The organism is Pseudomonas sp. 32_A (genome assembly GCF_017490905.1).
GTDB lineage: Bacteria > Pseudomonadota > Gammaproteobacteria > Pseudomonadales > Pseudomonadaceae > Aquipseudomonas > Aquipseudomonas inefficax.
This window is the reverse complement of the sequence record NZ_JAFGYI010000028.1, coordinates 38,257-54,608: the sequence shown is the minus strand read 5'-3', so window position 1 is coordinate 54,608 and position 16,352 is coordinate 38,257. Positions and strand designations below refer to the sequence as shown.

At 64.9% G+C, this 16,352-nt stretch carries 14 protein-coding genes; 9 read left to right on the top strand and 5 right to left on the bottom strand.

Annotated elements, in window-relative coordinates:
- Positions 1-13: 13 nt before the first annotated feature.
- A complete protein-coding gene (locus J5M58_RS17555) occupies positions 14-1,333 on the bottom strand; it encodes a Na+/H+ antiporter family protein (protein ID WP_207878897.1) in 1,320 nt (439 codons plus the stop codon).
- A gap of 197 nt (positions 1,334-1,530) precedes the next feature.
- On the opposite strand from J5M58_RS17555, the gene J5M58_RS17550 reads away from it, so the two are divergent.
- Positions 1,531-3,675: a methyl-accepting chemotaxis protein gene (locus J5M58_RS17550; RefSeq protein ID WP_207878896.1), complete on the top strand. Its 2,145-nt coding sequence runs from the start codon at positions 1,531-1,533 to the stop codon at positions 3,673-3,675.
- A 31-nt stretch (positions 3,676-3,706) separates the two neighbouring features.
- On the opposite strand, the gene J5M58_RS17545 is transcribed toward J5M58_RS17550, so the two are convergent.
- Entirely contained in the window at positions 3,707-5,599 is a 1,893-nt protein-coding gene (locus tag J5M58_RS17545) for a S8 family serine peptidase (protein ID WP_243432391.1), read from the bottom strand.
- A 176-nt stretch (positions 5,600-5,775) separates the two neighbouring features.
- Between J5M58_RS17545 and J5M58_RS17540 the strand changes: the two genes are divergently transcribed.
- The 6 genes from J5M58_RS17540 to J5M58_RS17515 all read left to right on the top strand — a co-directional run bounded on the left by J5M58_RS17540 (position 5,776) and on the right by J5M58_RS17515 (position 11,523).
- Positions 5,776-6,792, top strand: a complete 1,017-nt coding sequence (locus tag J5M58_RS17540) for an ABC transporter substrate-binding protein (protein WP_207878893.1) — start codon at positions 5,776-5,778, stop codon at positions 6,790-6,792.
- Positions 6,789-7,637: a proline/glycine betaine ABC transporter permease gene (locus J5M58_RS17535; protein WP_112252558.1), complete on the top strand. Its 849-nt coding sequence runs from the start codon at positions 6,789-6,791 to the stop codon at positions 7,635-7,637. Before J5M58_RS17540 ends, J5M58_RS17535 begins: the two co-directional genes overlap by 4 nt.
- A 133-nt stretch (positions 7,638-7,770) precedes the next feature.
- The gene (locus tag J5M58_RS17530) at positions 7,771-8,634 is read left to right on the top strand and encodes a LysR family transcriptional regulator (RefSeq protein WP_112252559.1); all 864 of its coding nucleotides are present in this window, start codon (positions 7,771-7,773) and stop codon (positions 8,632-8,634) included.
- A 251-nt stretch (positions 8,635-8,885) separates the two neighbouring features.
- Entirely contained in the window at positions 8,886-9,803 is a 918-nt protein-coding gene (locus J5M58_RS17525; protein ID WP_112252560.1) for an AEC family transporter, read from the top strand.
- A gap of 36 nt (positions 9,804-9,839) precedes the next feature.
- Positions 9,840-10,451 carry a cell wall hydrolase gene (locus J5M58_RS17520; RefSeq protein ID WP_133971978.1) on the top strand — a complete coding sequence of 204 codons (612 nt, stop codon included), beginning with the start codon at positions 9,840-9,842 and terminating at the stop codon, positions 10,449-10,451.
- A gap of 220 nt (positions 10,452-10,671) precedes the next feature.
- Complete coding sequence (locus tag J5M58_RS17515; protein WP_112252562.1) at positions 10,672-11,523, top strand: CAP domain-containing protein; 852 nt, start codon at positions 10,672-10,674, stop codon at positions 11,521-11,523.
- A 150-nt stretch (positions 11,524-11,673) separates the two neighbouring features.
- Here J5M58_RS17515 and J5M58_RS17510 read toward each other — a convergent pair whose 3' ends face one another.
- A complete protein-coding gene (locus J5M58_RS17510) occupies positions 11,674-12,648 on the bottom strand; it encodes a GlxA family transcriptional regulator (RefSeq protein ID WP_207878891.1) in 975 nt (324 codons plus the stop codon).
- Between the two features lie 105 nt (positions 12,649-12,753).
- Here J5M58_RS17510 and J5M58_RS17505 point away from each other — a divergent pair, with 105 nt between their 5' ends.
- Positions 12,754-13,365 carry a LysE family transporter gene (locus J5M58_RS17505; RefSeq protein ID WP_207878889.1) on the top strand — a complete coding sequence of 204 codons (612 nt, stop codon included), beginning with the start codon at positions 12,754-12,756 and terminating at the stop codon, positions 13,363-13,365.
- Positions 13,366-13,535: 170 nt separating this feature from the next.
- Here J5M58_RS17505 and J5M58_RS17500 read toward each other — a convergent pair whose 3' ends face one another.
- A complete protein-coding gene (locus J5M58_RS17500) occupies positions 13,536-14,735 on the bottom strand; it encodes an MFS transporter (protein ID WP_112252565.1) in 1,200 nt (399 codons plus the stop codon).
- Between the two features lie 105 nt (positions 14,736-14,840).
- Positions 14,841-15,746: a LysR family transcriptional regulator gene (locus J5M58_RS17495; protein WP_112252566.1), complete on the bottom strand. Its 906-nt coding sequence runs from the start codon at positions 15,744-15,746 to the stop codon at positions 14,841-14,843.
- A gap of 117 nt (positions 15,747-15,863) precedes the next feature.
- On the opposite strand from J5M58_RS17495, the gene J5M58_RS17490 reads away from it, so the two are divergent.
- Positions 15,864-16,214, top strand: coding sequence for a cupin (locus J5M58_RS17490; protein WP_112252567.1), 351 nt, complete (start codon positions 15,864-15,866; stop codon positions 16,212-16,214).
- Positions 16,215-16,352: the final 138 nt, after the last annotated feature.

Here is a 16,352-nt window from a genome sequence, read left to right as displayed (position 1 = left end):
CGCCCTCCCCGTCTTACAGCGTCATCGCCGCCAACCAGCCGAACGCCAGCAGTGGCAGGTTGTAGTGGATGAAGGTAGGCACCACGGTGTCCCAGATATGGTGGTGCTGGCCATCCACGTTCAACCCCGAGGTTGGGCCCAGGGTCGAGTCCGAGGCAGGCGAGCCCGCATCACCCAGGGCACCGGCGGTACCGACGATGCACACCGTGGCCAGCGGGTCGAAGCCCAGCTGCACGCACAGCGGCACGAAGATCGCGGCCAGGATCGGCACGGTGGAGAACGACGAGCCGATGCCCATGGTCACCAGCAGGCCCACCAGCAACATCAGCAAGGCACCAATGCCCTTGCTGTGGTCGATCCACTGTGCCGAGGTTTCCACCAGGCTCTGCACTTCGCCGGTGGCCTTCATCACATCGGCGAAGCCTGAGGCGGCAATCATGATGAAGCCGATCATGGCCATCATCTTCATGCCTTCGGTGAACAGGTCGTCAGTGTCCTTCCAGCGCACGATGCCCGACAGCGAGAAGATCAGGAAGCCGACCATGGCGCCGATGATCATCGAGTCCAGCCACAACTGGACGATGAACGCCGAGGCAATCGCCAGCCCGGCCACCAGCAGGGTCAGCGGGTTGTACTGCACGCTCACCTGCTCCACCTGCTCGATGCGTGCCAGGTCGTAGTCACGCTTCTTGCGGTAGCTGATGAATACTGCCAGCAACAGGCCAGCCAGCATGCCGGCGGCTGGGATGGCCATGGCGTGGGTGACATTCACGCCACTTACGTCGACACCCGCGCGGGCAACGTTGGCCAGCAGGATTTCGTTGAGGAAGATGTTGCCAAAGCCCACCGGCAGGAACATGTACGGGGTGATCAGGCCGAAGGTGATCACACAGGCGATCAGCCGGCGGTCGATGCGCAGGCGGGTCAGCACGTACAGCAGCGGCGGCACCAGCAAGGGGATGAAGGCAATGTGGATAGGCAGGATGTTCTGCGACGACACCGCCACCACCAGCATCAGGCCCACCAGCAGCCATTTGACCTTGCCGCCATTGGCATGGCCCTGGCGGTCGATCATGGCCAGGGCGCGGTCGGCCAGGGCATGGGCCAGGCCGGACTTGGCGATGGCCACGGCAAAGGCGCCCAGCAGTGCATAGGACAGGGCTACCGTGGCCCCGCCGCCGAGGCCGCCGTTGAAGGCCTTGAGCGTACCCTCGATACCCAGGCCACCCACCAGCCCACCGGCCAGGGCCCCGATGATCAGGGCGATGACCACGTGCACGCGGGACAGGCTGAGTATCAGCATGATGCCGACCGCGGCGATCACTGCATTCATGGTTGGCTTACCTCATTGCGACAGAAAAAAAGCGCGCACTGTGCAGCAGTGGGCGGCGGATGTCAAAAACGCCATGTTGCGGCGCATTACCAATGCCTGGTGCGGCCCGGCGGTTAAATTGAACGTTTGAATAAAGAAAAGCCCGCGATGGCCGACACAATCGTCAGCCACACTCTTATTACAAGGGATCCGCCCCCATGCCTTTGCGCCAACTTTCCATCCAGTGGAAGATCACCCTGCTCGCCGGTCTCTGCCTGGCCGGCATCGTCACCCTGCTCGTCGGCCTGTCGCTGTACCGCATGGACCACAGCTCGGACCTGGTCAAGGCCAGCAGCATGCAGATGCTGACCGAGTCGGCGCAGTCGCGCATAGAGTCGCAGGGCGAGGTGCAGGCGCTGAACATCCGCCGCCAGTTCATGGACGCCTACCAGTACGGCGCCGGTTTCGCCCGCCAGGTGCTGTTCCTGCGCGAGCAGGCGGAAAAGCGCTTTCTCGATGCCTTCGACCTGCGCGAGGATATGACCCGCCAGGTGCGCGCCGCCCTGCAGGCCAACCCTGAGCTGCTCGGCCTGTCGCTGGTATTCGAGCCCAACGCACTGGACAACAAGGACAGCCTGTTCGCCGGCAAGGCGGAACTGGGCAGCAACGAAACCGGGCGCTTCGCCCTGTACTGGTCGCAACCGCGTGTCGGCCAGCTGACGGCCATGGCCCTGCCCGAGCATGACATGGCCAACACCGAGATCGGCCCAAGCGGCCAGCCAGCCAACACCTGGTGGGTGTGCCCACGCACGTCCGGCAAAGTGTGCGTGGTGGAACCCTACTTCTACGACATCGATGGCCAGCAGGTGCTGATGACCAGCATCGTCTTCCCGCTGGCGGTAGACGGCAAGGTGATCGCCACCCTGTCCATCGACATCAACCTCAACAGCCTGCAGGCCCTGAGCCAGGAGGCCAGCCGCGGCCTGTACGAAGGCCGCACCACGGTCGGCATCCTCAGCCCGGTCGGCCTGCTGGCCGGCTACAGCGCCGACGCCAGCAAGCTGGCCCAGCGCTTCGACCAGGTCGACACCGCCAAGGGCGCCGAACTGGTGCGCAAGCTGGCCGACGGCAAGATGACCATCGTCCATGACCAGCAGCGCCTGAAGGTGCTGGCCGCATTCCGGCCGATTCCGGATGCCCAGCCTTGGGGCGTGCTGCTGGATGTGCCGGAAAACGCCCTGACCGGCCCGGCCGAAGCGCTTAAACAGGAACTGGACGCGCTGAACACCAGCGGCACCCTTCTGGAACTTGGCCTGGGCCTGGCGGCGGCGATTGCCGGCCTGCTGATGGTGTGGCTGATGGCCCGCGGCGTTACCCGGCCGATCCTCGGCGTGGCAAGCATGCTCAAGGACATCGCCAGCGGCGAAGGTGACCTGACCCGCCGCCTGACTTACCAGAAGCAGGACGAACTGGGTGAACTGGCCGGCTGGTTCAACCGCTTCCTCGACAAGCTGCAGCCGACCATCGCCGAGGTCAAACGCTCGGTGCAAGCCGCCCGTGGCACCGCCGACCAGTCTTCGGCAATTGCCACCCAGACCAGCGCCGGCATGGAGCAGCAGTACCGCCAGGTCGACCAGGTGGCCACTGCCTCCCACGAGATGAGTGCCACCGCCCAGGACGTCGCCCGCAGCGCCGCCCAGGCCGCGCAGGCCGCCCGCGACGCCGACCAGGCCACCCGCGAAGGCCTGGCAGTGATCGACCGCACCACCCACAGCATCGATGCCCTGGCCGCCGACATGAGCAACGCCATGGCCGAAGTCGAGGGCCTGGCGCAGAACAGCGAGAAGATCGGTTCGGTACTGGAGGTGATCCGTTCGATCGCCGAACAGACCAACCTGCTGGCGCTCAACGCCGCCATCGAGGCGGCCCGCGCCGGTGAAGCCGGCCGGGGCTTTGCCGTGGTCGCGGACGAGGTGCGCAACCTGGCCCAGCGTACCCAGGAATCGGTGGAAGAAACCCGCCAGGTGATCGAGGCTTTGCAGAACGGTACTCGCGAAGTGGTCGGGGCCATGGACAACAGCCACCGCCAGGCCCAGGGCGGCGTGCAGCAGGTTGGCCAGGCCGTCACCGCGCTGCAGCGCATCGGCCAGGCCGTGACGGTGATCACCGACATGAACCTGCAGATCGCCTCGGCCGCCGAGGAGCAGAGCGCGGTGGCCGAGGAAATCAACAGCAACGTGGCGACCATCCGCGACGTCACCGAGTCGCTGTCCGGGCAGGCCAACGAGTCGGCACGGGTCAGCCAGTCACTGAACAGTCTGGCCAACCAGCAGCAGGCGCTGATGGACCAGTTCCGCGTGTGACTGGATCAGGGCCGGCCCTGCCGGCCCTGGCTCAGGCCTCGAACCTGCCCCCGCCGAGAATGCGGTCCAGCAGCACCAACGCGCCATGCACATTGGGCCTGGCGCCCATCGGCAACACGTCGGTGCCGGGCAACGTGGCATCGTGATACCCGGACGCCATGACCAACTGGTGCATCTGGTTGCCATTGAGGTAGATGTGGTGGTGCTCCATGGCATAGGACTGGATCAGGCTCAGTGTGCCGCACACCATCGGCGTCGCACTGGACGTGCCGCCGTAGTTGTCTGTGTAGTCCCGATCATCGCCGGACAGGTCCTGCAAGCTGCCATAGGAAAGCGTGACTACGCTGTCACCCCAGGCATTGAGCATGCGGTAAGGGTAATGGTGGTTGGAGTAGGCGTGGGGCTTGCCGTCATACGAGTGGCTGGCGCCCACCAGAATGGTACCTGAATCGCCATGGTCATCGAAGTAACGCCAATTGGCCAGGTCTACGCCTTGCCCCGCCTGGGTACCTCGTTCCGCAAGGGTCTTGCTGCTGCCATTGGCTGCGGCATTGACCACCACCGCACCGCGCTGACTCAGCTGAAGCATGACGGTCCACCAGGCCTTGTCGTGCAAGGACGGCAGCTTCGTGCTCAACACATCGATATTTGCAGTCTGGCGATTGATGCCGACAATATCCCCAGGCTCCACATTGCGCAGCAGATCCTTGAGCGCCTGGAAATTGCCCTGGGCGTCTTGCGCGCGGTTGTTGTACAGGTACAGCTCGCTGTCATGGCTGATTCCGGTAACCCCCATGCCGTTGCGCGCGGCCAGAATCACCCCTGCCGAAGCCGTGCCATGGCTGGGGTCATGGTTGGGCTCAAGCGAGATGACTTGCAGGGCGGGGTTGCCGCGCAGGTCTTCATGCTGCGGGTACAACCCACCATCGCTGAAGTGGATACGCGCCCCCTTGCCCGTCACCTTGTTGGCCCAGGCCTTGCGCACATTCAGGCCCTTCCACCGGGGGCCGGGTTCGTCGAGGTAGTTCTGGCGTGATTCGAAGTCGGGCGTGGGCTGAGCATTCTCATAAGCCCTGTTGCCTGCCACCACTGCAGTACCTGTCAGCAAGGTTGCCAGCACCCCCGCCAGCACGAACGCGACAGGGTGTGGTTCCGAAGGTGGCGGCGACATCTGCATGGATACGACATAGTCCAGCGCGGCCAACGACTTGAGCAATGCCAGATAGGTGTCATTGAGCATGCCGGCAGGCTGGTCGAGGTAATAGTGCTGACGTAGTGCCAGGAGCCTGTCATCGTCCACTTCATGCTCGTCCAGCACCGGCCTGAGCGCGATCACCGACTTCAGGTTCGGCCAATAGCGAACCAGCGTCGAGCCCGAGCCTGGCTCCAGGTCGTCAAGGAAGTGCTCATACCCACCGCTAGCGAACTCGATGACCAGTGTCGGGTACGAGGTACCTGGCGCCAACGTGGGAAGCGTTTGCTGAGCGTGATCAGCCACGTCCGCGGGGCCTGCCGCCCGCTTGCGACGCTTGGCGGCAGAAGGCAACGGGACCTTGTCGAGCACGCTGCGGTTGATCTCCTCGACCGCGATATCGAGTACCAGCGGCGGCATGTCGATGACACCGGCCGGCCCGACAGGCCGGTTCATCGCCCGGGCATGTTCATCTCGCAGCACCACCCTTGGCCGGATGGTGTAGATCCCCGCCTCCTCCTCGGCGAACAAAGTGGCTGGGCAGCCGTGGTCACTCGTTTTGCCGGTGTGTGCCTGGGAATAGGCCGAAACCCCTCGGAACGACACCGGGCCATCCGGGCCGGCCCGCTCCAGTTCGTAGCGAATGCGGTTGACCTTGTGCAGGTCTGTGCCAATGCAACGAACATGCAGCTTTCCATCGAATCGGAAGTTGCGGTAATAAATAAAATTCAAGTCCAGCGTCATCAGGAATGCCTCGCAGAATGTGCTTGCCAAACGGCACTGCGCACCTTTGCAAACCGCTGCTCCCACTCGCAGCAGGAGCCCGTTCCATGCTGCTGTCGGCAACGCCTGGGAGGGGTCGTCTACACTTGCCCGCACCTACCCCACGGCAATCGACGAAGGCCCCGATGAAGAAAATTCCAACGCTACTGGCCGGTCTGCTGCTGGCGGTGGGCATGGCCAGCACCGATAGCGCCGCTTCGGCGGAACGGACCACGCCCATTCACTTTGGCGCCATCGGCTGGGAAAGCGGCGCCCTCACCACCGAGATCCTGCGGCTGATCGTGGAGCGCGGGTATGGCTACCCCACCGACACCCTGCCCGGCAGCACCGTCAGCATGGAAGTGGCGCTGGCGCGCAACGACCTGCAAGTAATTGCCGAGGAATGGGCCGGGCGCAGCCCTGCCTGGGTCAAGGCAGAAGCCGCCGGGCAGGTGTTCGCGTTGGGCGATACGGTCAAGAATGCCGAAGAAGGCTGGTGGGTGCCGGCCTACGTGATCGAGGGCGATGCGGCACGCAAGCTGAAACCCGTGGCGCCGGAATTGCGCAACGTCGAGGACCTCAAGCGTTACCCGAAGGTGTTCCGCGACCCCGAGTCGCCCGACAAAGGGCGTTTTCTCAACAGCCCCAGCGGCTGGACATCCGAGACCGTCAACAGCCAGAAACTCAAGGCCTACGGGCTGAATGAGCTCTATACCAACTTCCGCAGCGGCTCCGGCGCTGCAATGGATGCCGAAATCGACTCGGCCATCCGCCGTGGCCAACCGGTGCTGTTCTACTACTGGAACCCTACCCCTTTGATGGGGCGTTACAAACTCATACGCCTGCAAGAGCCGCCGTTCGATGCCAACGCCTGGGCCACCCTCACCGATGCCGGTAATCCCGAGCCCAAGGGCAGCAGCTCGCTGCCGGCCAAATTGTCGATTGGCGTGTCCAAGGCCTTTCGCGAGGGCTATCCGGAGCTGGTGAGCGTGTTCGAGCGGGTCGACCTGCCCATCGACCGACTGAACAGCGCACTGGCCGAGATGAGCGAAAAGCGCACGCCGCCCCGTGACGCTGCCCTCACCTTCCTGCGCAATAACCGCGAAGTGTGGAAAGCCTGGTTGCCTGCGGACATTGCTACCAAGGTCGAGGGCAGCCTGTGAGCGGCGGCTTCCCTGAAACCCTGCAATTCTCCTTTGCCGACAGCGTCAACCGCTTGGTCGACTGGCTGGTGCTGCATTACGGCGATCACCTGCGCAGCGTCTCGGACCAGTTGCTGCAACTACTGGTCGGCCTGGAAACCCTGCTGCGCCTGCTGCCGTGGTGGCTGCTGCTGTTGCTGATCGGCCTGCTCGCCTGGCATGCCAGCCGCAGCGTGCTGCGCAGCGCGGTACTGGTGGCGCTGCTGGCCCTGATCGGTATGCTCGGGTTGTGGGACAAACTGCTGCAGACCATGGCGTTGGTGCTGGTCAGTACAGGCCTCTGCGTGTTGGTGGGTGTGCCGCTGGGCATCCTGCTGGCTGCCCGGCCGCTGGCGAAGCGGGTGCTGTTGCCGGTACTGGATGTGATGCAGACATTGCCGGCCTTCGTTTACCTGATCCCGGTGCTGATGCTGTTCGGCCTGGGCAAGGTGCCCGCCGTGTTCGCCACGCTGATCTATGCCCTGCCACCGCTGGTGCGGCTGACCGAACTGGGGCTGAGCCAGATCGACCCTTCGTTGCTGCAGGCCGCCCATGGCCTTGGGGCCAGCCGCTGGCAGCGATTGCGGCGCATCGCCCTGCCGCTGGCGCTGCCCAGCATCATGGCCGGGCTCAACCAATCGGTGATGATGGCCCTGTCGATGGTGGTGGTGGCTTCGATGATTGGCGCCCGCGGGCTGGGCGAGGATGTGCTGTCGGGGATCCAGACCTTGAATGTCGGCCAAGGCGTCGAGGCCGGGCTGGCGATCGTCGCCCTGGCCATGGTGATCGACCGGATCAGCCAGGCCTATGGGCGTAACCAGCGCTGAGCAGCACAAGGCTGCGCCTACAGGGTTAGCGCCATGGTTCAAGCATGCGCAATACCTGTAGGAGCAGCCTTGTGCTGCGAAAGGGCCGGGCCTGACAATGCAACCCTGTCAGCCTGAAACCGGACCCACCCGCATGTCCCTCAAAGCCCTGCGCACCCTGGTGACCATCGCCCGTCACGGCACCTTCGCCCGTGCCGCCGACCTGCTCAGCCTCACCCCTTCGGCGGTCAGCCTGCACATCAAGACCCTCGAAGACGAACTGCAGGTGACCTTGTTCGACCGCAGCCGCAGGCAAGTGTCGCTGACCGAAGCCGGCCAGTTGGCGGTGGCCCGGGCCGAAACCATCCTGGCTGCCTATGACGAACTGGCCGACGCCCTGGCCAGCGGCCCGAGCCAGCGCGGCCGCCTGCGCCTGGGGGCGATCCACACGGTGCTGGCGCGGCGCCTGCCCAAGGCGCTGGTGTGGATCAAGGCGCACCATCCGCAGTTGCATGTCAGCGTGGCCTCCGGCATGTCGGCGGAACTGGCACGGCGGGTGGAAGACGGCGAGCTCGATGCGGCGATCACCACCGAACCGGTCAGCCCGTACCCACAAAGCCTGGACTTCACGCCGTTGTTCGAAGACCGCTTCTGGGCAATCGCCAGCCCCGACCTCGCCGGGCAAAGCGTGCCCCAGTTGCTGGCCAGCCAGCCGTTCCTGCGCTTCGACAAGCGTGCCTGGGCCGGCCGACAGATCGAGCAGGAGCTGCGCCGCCAGCATTTGCAGGTGAGCGAACAGATGGAACTGGACAGCCAGGAAGCGCTGGCGCGCATGGCGGTGATGGGCCTGGGCGTGGCAATCATCCCCATGGCCGATGACGACCTGCAACGCTTGCCTCCGGCCACCTGCCTGCCATTTGGCGAACCGCAGCTGACCCGGCGGGTGGTGTTGCTGGAGCATGAGAAGAGCCAGCGGCGGCATTTGAGTGCGGTGCTGAAGACTGCGCTGGAGGCGTGAAGGTTCGCAGGGCCTTGTAGGAGCGGCCTTGTGTCGCGAAAGGGCCGCAAAGCGGCCCCGGCAATTTTGTGGCGATGCCGATATCCTGGGGGCGCTTCGCACCCCTTTCGCGACACAAGGCCGCTCCTACAAGAGCCAGTGTCGACTTCAACCATGCATTTTTCCTCAACAGTCAGTGCAGAAAACAACGTTTTTACAGATCGATCCGTACCAGTAGGCTGTGCCCCGTACCCGACCACGGAACGTCGCCCATGCTCCACTTGCTGCTGACTACCCTGCTGCCGATCATCCTGCTGATTGCCCTGGGCACTTTCCTGCGCCTGCGCGGCTTCCTCGCCGACAACTTCTGGCCCGGCGCAGAGCGCCTTAGCTATTACGTACTGCTGCCGTCACTGTTCCTCCATGGCCTGGCCACCGCCAACCTCGATGGCGTGCCGGTGCTGGGCATGGTCGGCGTGCTGATGCTCTCGACCCTGGCCGGGGCCGTGCTGCTGGTGCTGTACCAGGGCGCAATGAACCATGACGGTGCCGACTTCACTTCGGTGTTCCAGGGCGGCATCCGCTTCAACAACTACATCGGCGCCACCCTTGCAGCAGGTATCTATGGCAGCGCCGGCATCGCCCTGGCGGCGGTGGCCAACGCTGCAATCGTACCCCTGGTCAACCTGCTTTGCGTACTGGTGTTCGCCCGCTTCAGTGCCCGCCATAGCTCACCAGCGACGGTGCTGCGGGCCATCTTCGCCAACCCCTTGATCGTCGGTTGCGCCGGCGGGTTGCTGCTGCGCGCCAGCGGGCTGGGCTTGCCAGCGGGTATCGAACCCACGGTCAAGGCCCTGGGCCAGGCCGCCCTGCCGCTAGGCCTGCTGTGCGTCGGCGCAGCCCTGGGTGGCGCCCGCCTGGGCCAGCAGGTGCGCCCGCTGATGGCAGCGTCGGCATTCAAGTTCCTGGTCATGCCGCTGACCACATGGGGCTTGTGCCGCCTGCTTGGCCTGGGTGGCCAGGCAGCAGTGGTTGCGGTGCTGTTCCAGGCGCTGCCGACCGCCTCGTCTTCTTATGTGATGGCCCGGCAAATGGGCGGTAACGCACCGCTGATGGCGACCATCATCGCCCTGCAGACCGTGGTCGCCGCCGCCACCCTGCCTTTGGTACTGATGCTCGCGCTTGGCTAGACTGGGAACCAGCCCACAGTTCGGGGAGCTTGCATCATGCGCTTTTCGTGGATGGTGATCGGCCTGGCCTCGGCCCTGCTCGCAGGCCCCTTGCACGCCGCCGACCCGGCCAAGGCTGCCGTCGCCGAGGACAAGGCCGAGGTGCTCGAGGAAAAAGTGGTGAATGACACACCACCCCCGAAAAAGGCCGAGACTCTCACACCGGGCGAAGCGCAGGCAGTGGACCCGGCCGGCCAGGCGCCGCTGGATGACAGCATCACCTGCCTGGCCCGCACCATCTACTGGGAGGCCAAAGGTGCCGACGCCGAAGACATGGCCGCCGTGGCCAACGTCGTGCTCAACCGCCTGGGCCACGATGGCTTCCCGGATACAATCTGCGGCGTGGTCAAGCAGGGTGTGGAAAGCAAGGCCTGCCAGTTCTCCTGGTGGTGCGACGGGCGCCCGGACCAGGTCGAAGAAGCGCAACGCTACGGCATTGCCAAGGAAATCGCGCGCAAGGCGCTCAACCAGCAGTTGAAAGACCGCACCGGCGGTGCCTTGTACTTCCACGACCGCAATGTGCGCCCGGACTGGGCCAAAGCCTATCGCCGGACGGCGCAGACCAGGCATTTTCTGTTCTACAAACCGAACCAGGCGGTGGCGCGCTGATACCCGCCGGGCGCCGGCAAACGGGCTGACAGCGTTGGTTCGATAAGAATGATTACCAACTGTTCGCACTTTTCCGATGATCAGTGGTCTACTCCCTCTTTTGCCGCCAGCAACGAATGCCGGCGTTTTCATTGCTTTGCACGATCCCGGGCCAAAAGCCCCGGGCTTGTGTAGGATGAGCAGCGCAAACCACGACGCTGCCAGTCATAGGGAGATCCACATGCGCGTCCTGTCATCCGTTGCCGCCTTGTCGTTGGGTCTGGTCGTCTCGGCCGGGGCACTGGCTGCCACCGGCGAAGAGGCGCAACTGATCGATTCGATCAATGTCTACCGCAGCAAGGCCCAGCCCTGCGGTGGTGAAGCGTCGTTGGAGCTGCCACCGCTCAACAGCGATACCCGCCTGGCACTGTCGCCGGAGGGTACCCGCGACCTGCAGCAGGCCATGACCCGCGCCGCCTACCCGATGGTCAACGTGCAGGCCATCAGCCTGTCGGGGCCACGTGATGTGCGCGCGGCCATGCATGCCATCGAGGAGAGTTTCTGCCAGGTGGTGCTCGACCCGCAGTTCGTCGATATCGGCGTCAGCCAGGAAGGCCGCGACTGGCGCATCGTGCTGGCCCGGCCGCTGCTCAGTGGTCGCCTGGGCGACTGGCAGGCCGAGGGGCAGAAGGTGCTGCAGGAAATCAATGCCGCGCGCAAGGTACCGCGCCAATGCGGTGGCCAGCCCTTCGCCGCCGCCCCCGCGCTGAGCTGGAGCACGGTGCTGGCCGGGGTTGCCGCCAACCACACCCGGGCCATGGCCAACCAGAACTTCTTCGACCACATCGACAAGGACGGCCGCACCCCCGGTGACCGGGCAGAACTGGCCGGCTACCTGTATCAGCAGATTGGCGAAAACATCGCCGCCGGGCGTGACACCGCGCGCAAGGTGGTCGATGGCTGGCTGGATAGCCCGGGGCATTGCGCGACGCTGATGAACCCGGACTTTCGTGAGCTGGGCGCTGCGTATGCAGTGGACCCGAAGAGTGACGCAGGGATTTACTGGACGGGGTTGTTCGGGACGCCGCAGTAAGCCCGCTCTCACAGGGCTGCACATGACTCATTGAATCAGCAGGAACCCTGTGGGAGCGGCTTTAGCCGCGAACACCGGCGCAGCCGGTGCCATGCACCGCGGTGGATTCTTCGCGGCTGAAGCCGCTCCCACAGGGAACCGTGCGCGGCTTCAAAGCGGGTTGGTGCCTGCGCGCAGTTCCAGGGCCGTGCAACCAAACCGTCGCCGCACGCACTTGCCCAGGTAACTGGCATCGCCCAGGCCCACTTCATCGGCAATCTGCGCCAGGCTGTGGCTGGAATTGAGCAAGCGCCAGCGCGCCTGTTGCAGGCGCATCTCCAGCCACCAGGCCTTGGCGCTCATGCCATGGCTGGCGTGAAACTGCCGGTCCAGCTGGCGCCGGCTGATGCCCAGCTCTGCCGCCAACTGCTCCGCGGTCAGCGGCGTACCCAGGTGATGGCGCATCAACGCCTGCGCGCGCTGCACCTGCCTACCCTGCCCGGTCGGCAGCTCCAGCGAGCGCAAGGCATGGCGGCTATCGCGGGTTTCATCCACCAGCATGTCGGCCAGGCCCTTGAGCGCCCGGGCCCGCCCGCAGGCACGTGACAACAGCGCGACGGCCAGGTCGATGGCGGCGGTGCCGCCGGCGCAGGTGATGCGGCTACCGTCGATGCAATACAGCTGCTCGGTCAGCACCTGCAAATGCGGGAAGGCCGCACGGAATTCGGCTTCGTGGCGCCAGTGCACCACTACCTTGTGCCCCTGCAACAACCCGCAGGCGGCCAACAGGAAAGCGCCGTTATCGACCCCCACCAGCTTGACGCCAGCCTTGCCGGCCTGCCTTAGCAAGGCCCGGTAGCGAGGCGCCAGCGCGGCAGTGGCCATGGCGTTGCGCCCGCCGAACACCACAAGGTAGTCGAAACCGGCCAGCTCGAGCTGGCCTGCGACGGCCTCGACCTGCACCACCGCGCCACTGCTCGACGGCACCGGGTCCAGGGTCAGCCCCGCCACGGTCCAGCTGCAGTAGCGCTGCTGGCTGTAGTCCTCGTCGTCGGCACTGAAACGCAACTTGTCGAGAAAGGCCCCGAACGGCAGCAGGGCAAAATCCGGTAATGGCAAGATCAGCAAGCGGATATCGGGGAGCATTGGCATCGCGTCCAGAAACGACCATTCAATGTCCGGATCATACCCTTGCCGGCCAAGGCCGGCGCCATAGACTGGCGCCCTCCACACCAACAAGGCATTTCCCCCATGGCACTCGACACTTGGCTCATCTACCTGCTGGCGAGCATCGGCCTGTCGCTGACCCCGGGCCCCAACAGCCTGTTGGCCCTGACCCACGGTGCCTTGTATGGCGCACGCCGGACATTGTTCACCATCGTTGGCGGGGTGTTTGGCTTCAGTGCCCTGATCGCCCTGGCCATGTTCGGCCTCAGCGCTTTGCTACAGGCTTCGGCGTCGGTGCTGAGCGTGCTCAAGTGGGTGGGTGGTGCCTATCTGATCTGGCTGGGTATCCAGCTGTGGCGCAGCCCGGGCCTGCACCTGGAACTGACCGCGCAAAGCGCGCGGCTGGGCAATGCCGGCCTGTTCCGCCAAGGCCTGCTGTCGGCCATGGCCAACCCCAAGGTGTTGCTGTTCTATGGTGCTTTCCTGCCGCAATTCATCGACCCGCAGCGTGGGTTGCTGCTGCAGTTCGTGGTGATGGCGGCTACCTTTGCCAGTGTCGAGTTCCTGGTCGAATACCTGCTGGCACGCCTGGCATTTCGCATCCGGCCATGGCTGGCCAAGGGCGGCAAGGGCTTCAACCGCTGCTGCGGCAGCCTGTTTGCCGTGATAGGTGTGGCGTTGCCGCTTGGGCGGTAGCACTACGAAAAGGCTGTCGCGATCCCTGTAGGAGCGGCCTTGTGTCGCGATGGGGCGCGCAGCGGTCCCGGGATATCGGCTTCGTTGCTGATATTGCCGGGGCTGCTTTGCAGCCCTTTCGCGACACAAGGCCGCTCCTACAGGGATCGCGACAACCTGTGGGCTCGCATTCAACCCCGGCGCGCTTTGGCCAGGAAGATGAGCAAGGCCACACCCGGCAACCCCGCCCCCACCAGCGCCACACCCTGCCAGCCAAACTGGCCGAACACCGCACTGGCAACCGCCGAACCGAGCGCCCCACCCAGGAAGATGCTGGTCATGTACACCGCGTTCAGCCGCCCGCGGCTGGCCGGGTCCAGCGCGTACACTTCACGCTGGCCGATGACCATGTTCATCTGCACCGCAAAATCCAGCAGCACGCCGGTCACGCCCAGGCCGATCACGCTGTAGCCCGGTGCCGTCAGCCCCAGCAACAGTGCCGCCGGTGCCAGCAACAACGCCAGCAGCGAACCGGCCCGGGCATGCCCGGCATCGGCCAGGCGGCCGGCCATGGGTGCGGCAACGGCGCCCACCGCGCCCACCAGGGCGAATACCGCGATCTGGCTCTGCGACAGGCCATGCTGGGTTGCCAGGGCCATCGGCACCGCCGTCCAGTAGAGGCTGAACGCCGCGAACATCAATGCCTGGTACAGCGAGCGCTGGCGCAGCAAAGGATAACGGCGCAGCAGCGTGAGCAGCGACAGCATCAGCCCCGCATAGCTGGCCTTGTGCTCAGGCACTCGCCGCGGCAAGGTCAGGGCCAGCAACAGGATGATCGCCAGCATCACCCCGGCAGCGCCAATGAACACCGCACGCCAGCCGAAGTAGTCGGCCACCAGGCTGGACAACGGCCGCGCCAGCAGGATACCCAGCAGCAGGCCGCCCATGATGTTGCCGACCACCCGCCCACGCTGCTGCTCCGGCGCCAGGTGCGCCGCCAGCGGAATGAGCATCTGTACCGCCACGGAACTGAAACCGATCAGCAGTGCATAGCCAAGGAACAGCTGGCCCTGGCCACTGCTGCTGGTCCCCGCCAGCAGCAGGCTGACACAGGCCAGCACGGCAGTAGCCACCATCAAGCGGCGGTTTTCCAACAGGTCGGCCAGCGGTACCAGCAACAGCAGGCCCAAGGCATAGCCCAGCTGCGTGAGCGAAACGATGAGGCTGGCATGCTCGGTGGACAGCCCCAGGTCCGGGGCGATCAGCCCGACGATGGGCTGGGCATAGTAGATATTGGCGACGATCGCGCCGCAGCAGAACGCCAGCAGGGCGACCAGGGCCCGGCTGAGGCCGGTGGCTGCAGGCTGCGCGGCGGCAAGGGAGGGATTCATGCGAGTGTCCTCGGCAATGGCTGGAATATGCCGGCCACCTTACCCAGACGCACTCTTGGCGAGAATCCAGCGCTGGCGCAACAGGGCTTTGCGCACTGCGCAACACTAGGTGCTACGCTGCAGCAAATTTTCGCAAAAGTCGATAAAGGCATTCACCCGCCGCGAACCACGATGGTTGGGCAGGTACAGGGCGTTGATGCTGTCATTGGCCGCGCCAGGGCTGGCCTGCCAATCGGGGAACAGCCGCTGCAGGCGCCCGGCCGCCACATCCTCTTGCACCAGCCAGTCGGCCAACAGCGCGATACCGCTGCCCGCCAGTGCGGTTTCGCGCAACATGTCGGCATTGGCACTGCGCAACGGCCCGCTCACGTCCAGTTCCAGACTGTCCTGCCCACGGGCCAGGCGCCAGGGGCGCCCTTTCTGCCCGTAGCGAAAGCGCAGGCAGGCGTGCTCGATCAGCTGCCGCGGATGCTCCAGCGGTTCACGCCCGGCCAGGTAGCCCGGGCTGGCCACCAGCCAACGCTGGAAGCGACCCAGCTGGCGGCATACCAGCTCGTCATTGGGCGAGGGGTCGCCCAGGCGGATCGACAGGTCATAGCGCCCGTCAAGCAGGTCATCCAGGCGGTCGCTGAGGTCGATGTCCAGCTCCAGAGCCGGATGTATCGCCAAAAACGGCCCCAGGTGCGGGGCGATGACCCGCCTGCCGAACTCCACCGGCAAGCACAGGCGCAGCACACCAACAGGCTCCTCGCCCCGATCGGCGACACTGGCATCGGCTTCGTCCAGGGCCTCGAAAATACCCCGCGCGCGCTCGTAATAACGGGCGCCGGCCTCGGTCAGGCTGACCTGGCGGGTGGAGCGGTTGAGCAAGGTGGCACCCAACGCCGCTTCCAGGGCATCGACCAGGCGCGTCACCGACGATGTCGCCAGCCCGAGCCGGCGTGCGGCGGCAGAAAAGCCCTGGGCATCGACGGTGGCCACGAACATCTTCATCGCCAGGAGTTTGTCCATTTGTTGCCCGTCTTCCAAATCCCGGAAAGTTCTTACAAACAGCCGGGCCGGTCAAGAAGCGCGGCGCACGGCAATTGCGTCCATAGTGGAACCAACCCCTTCCAAACGAGGTTTTCCATGATCCCGACCAACCTGCTGACTGCCCTGCCCCCTTGCGACCCCGCCAGCACCGAACGGGTCGACCAACTGCTCAGCCGCCCGGGCGTGCGTGTTGAACGTATCGTCTCCAGTGGCCAGGCCAGCCCGCCCGGTTTCTGGTACGACCAGGCCGAAGGTGAATGGATCGTGCTGCTCAGTGGCGCCGCCGGCCTGCGCTTCGAACACGAGAGCCACACCCGCCTGCTGGCACCGGGCGATTGCCTGGACATCCCACCGCATCATCGCCACCGCGTGGAATGGACCGCACCCGGCACTGCCACCGTCTGGCTCGCGGTGTTCTACAGCAGCGGCACTCCCTGGCCGGCGTGATTCCGGCAATCGAAAATCGAACGTGGGTTACCCAGCCGACATGAACATCCTGTTTAGTGTAATTTTAACTGCATTTTCTAGACTTTTAGCCACATCTTGCAGAGTTCAACCCTGCGACAATCCGCCCCACAAAATTAT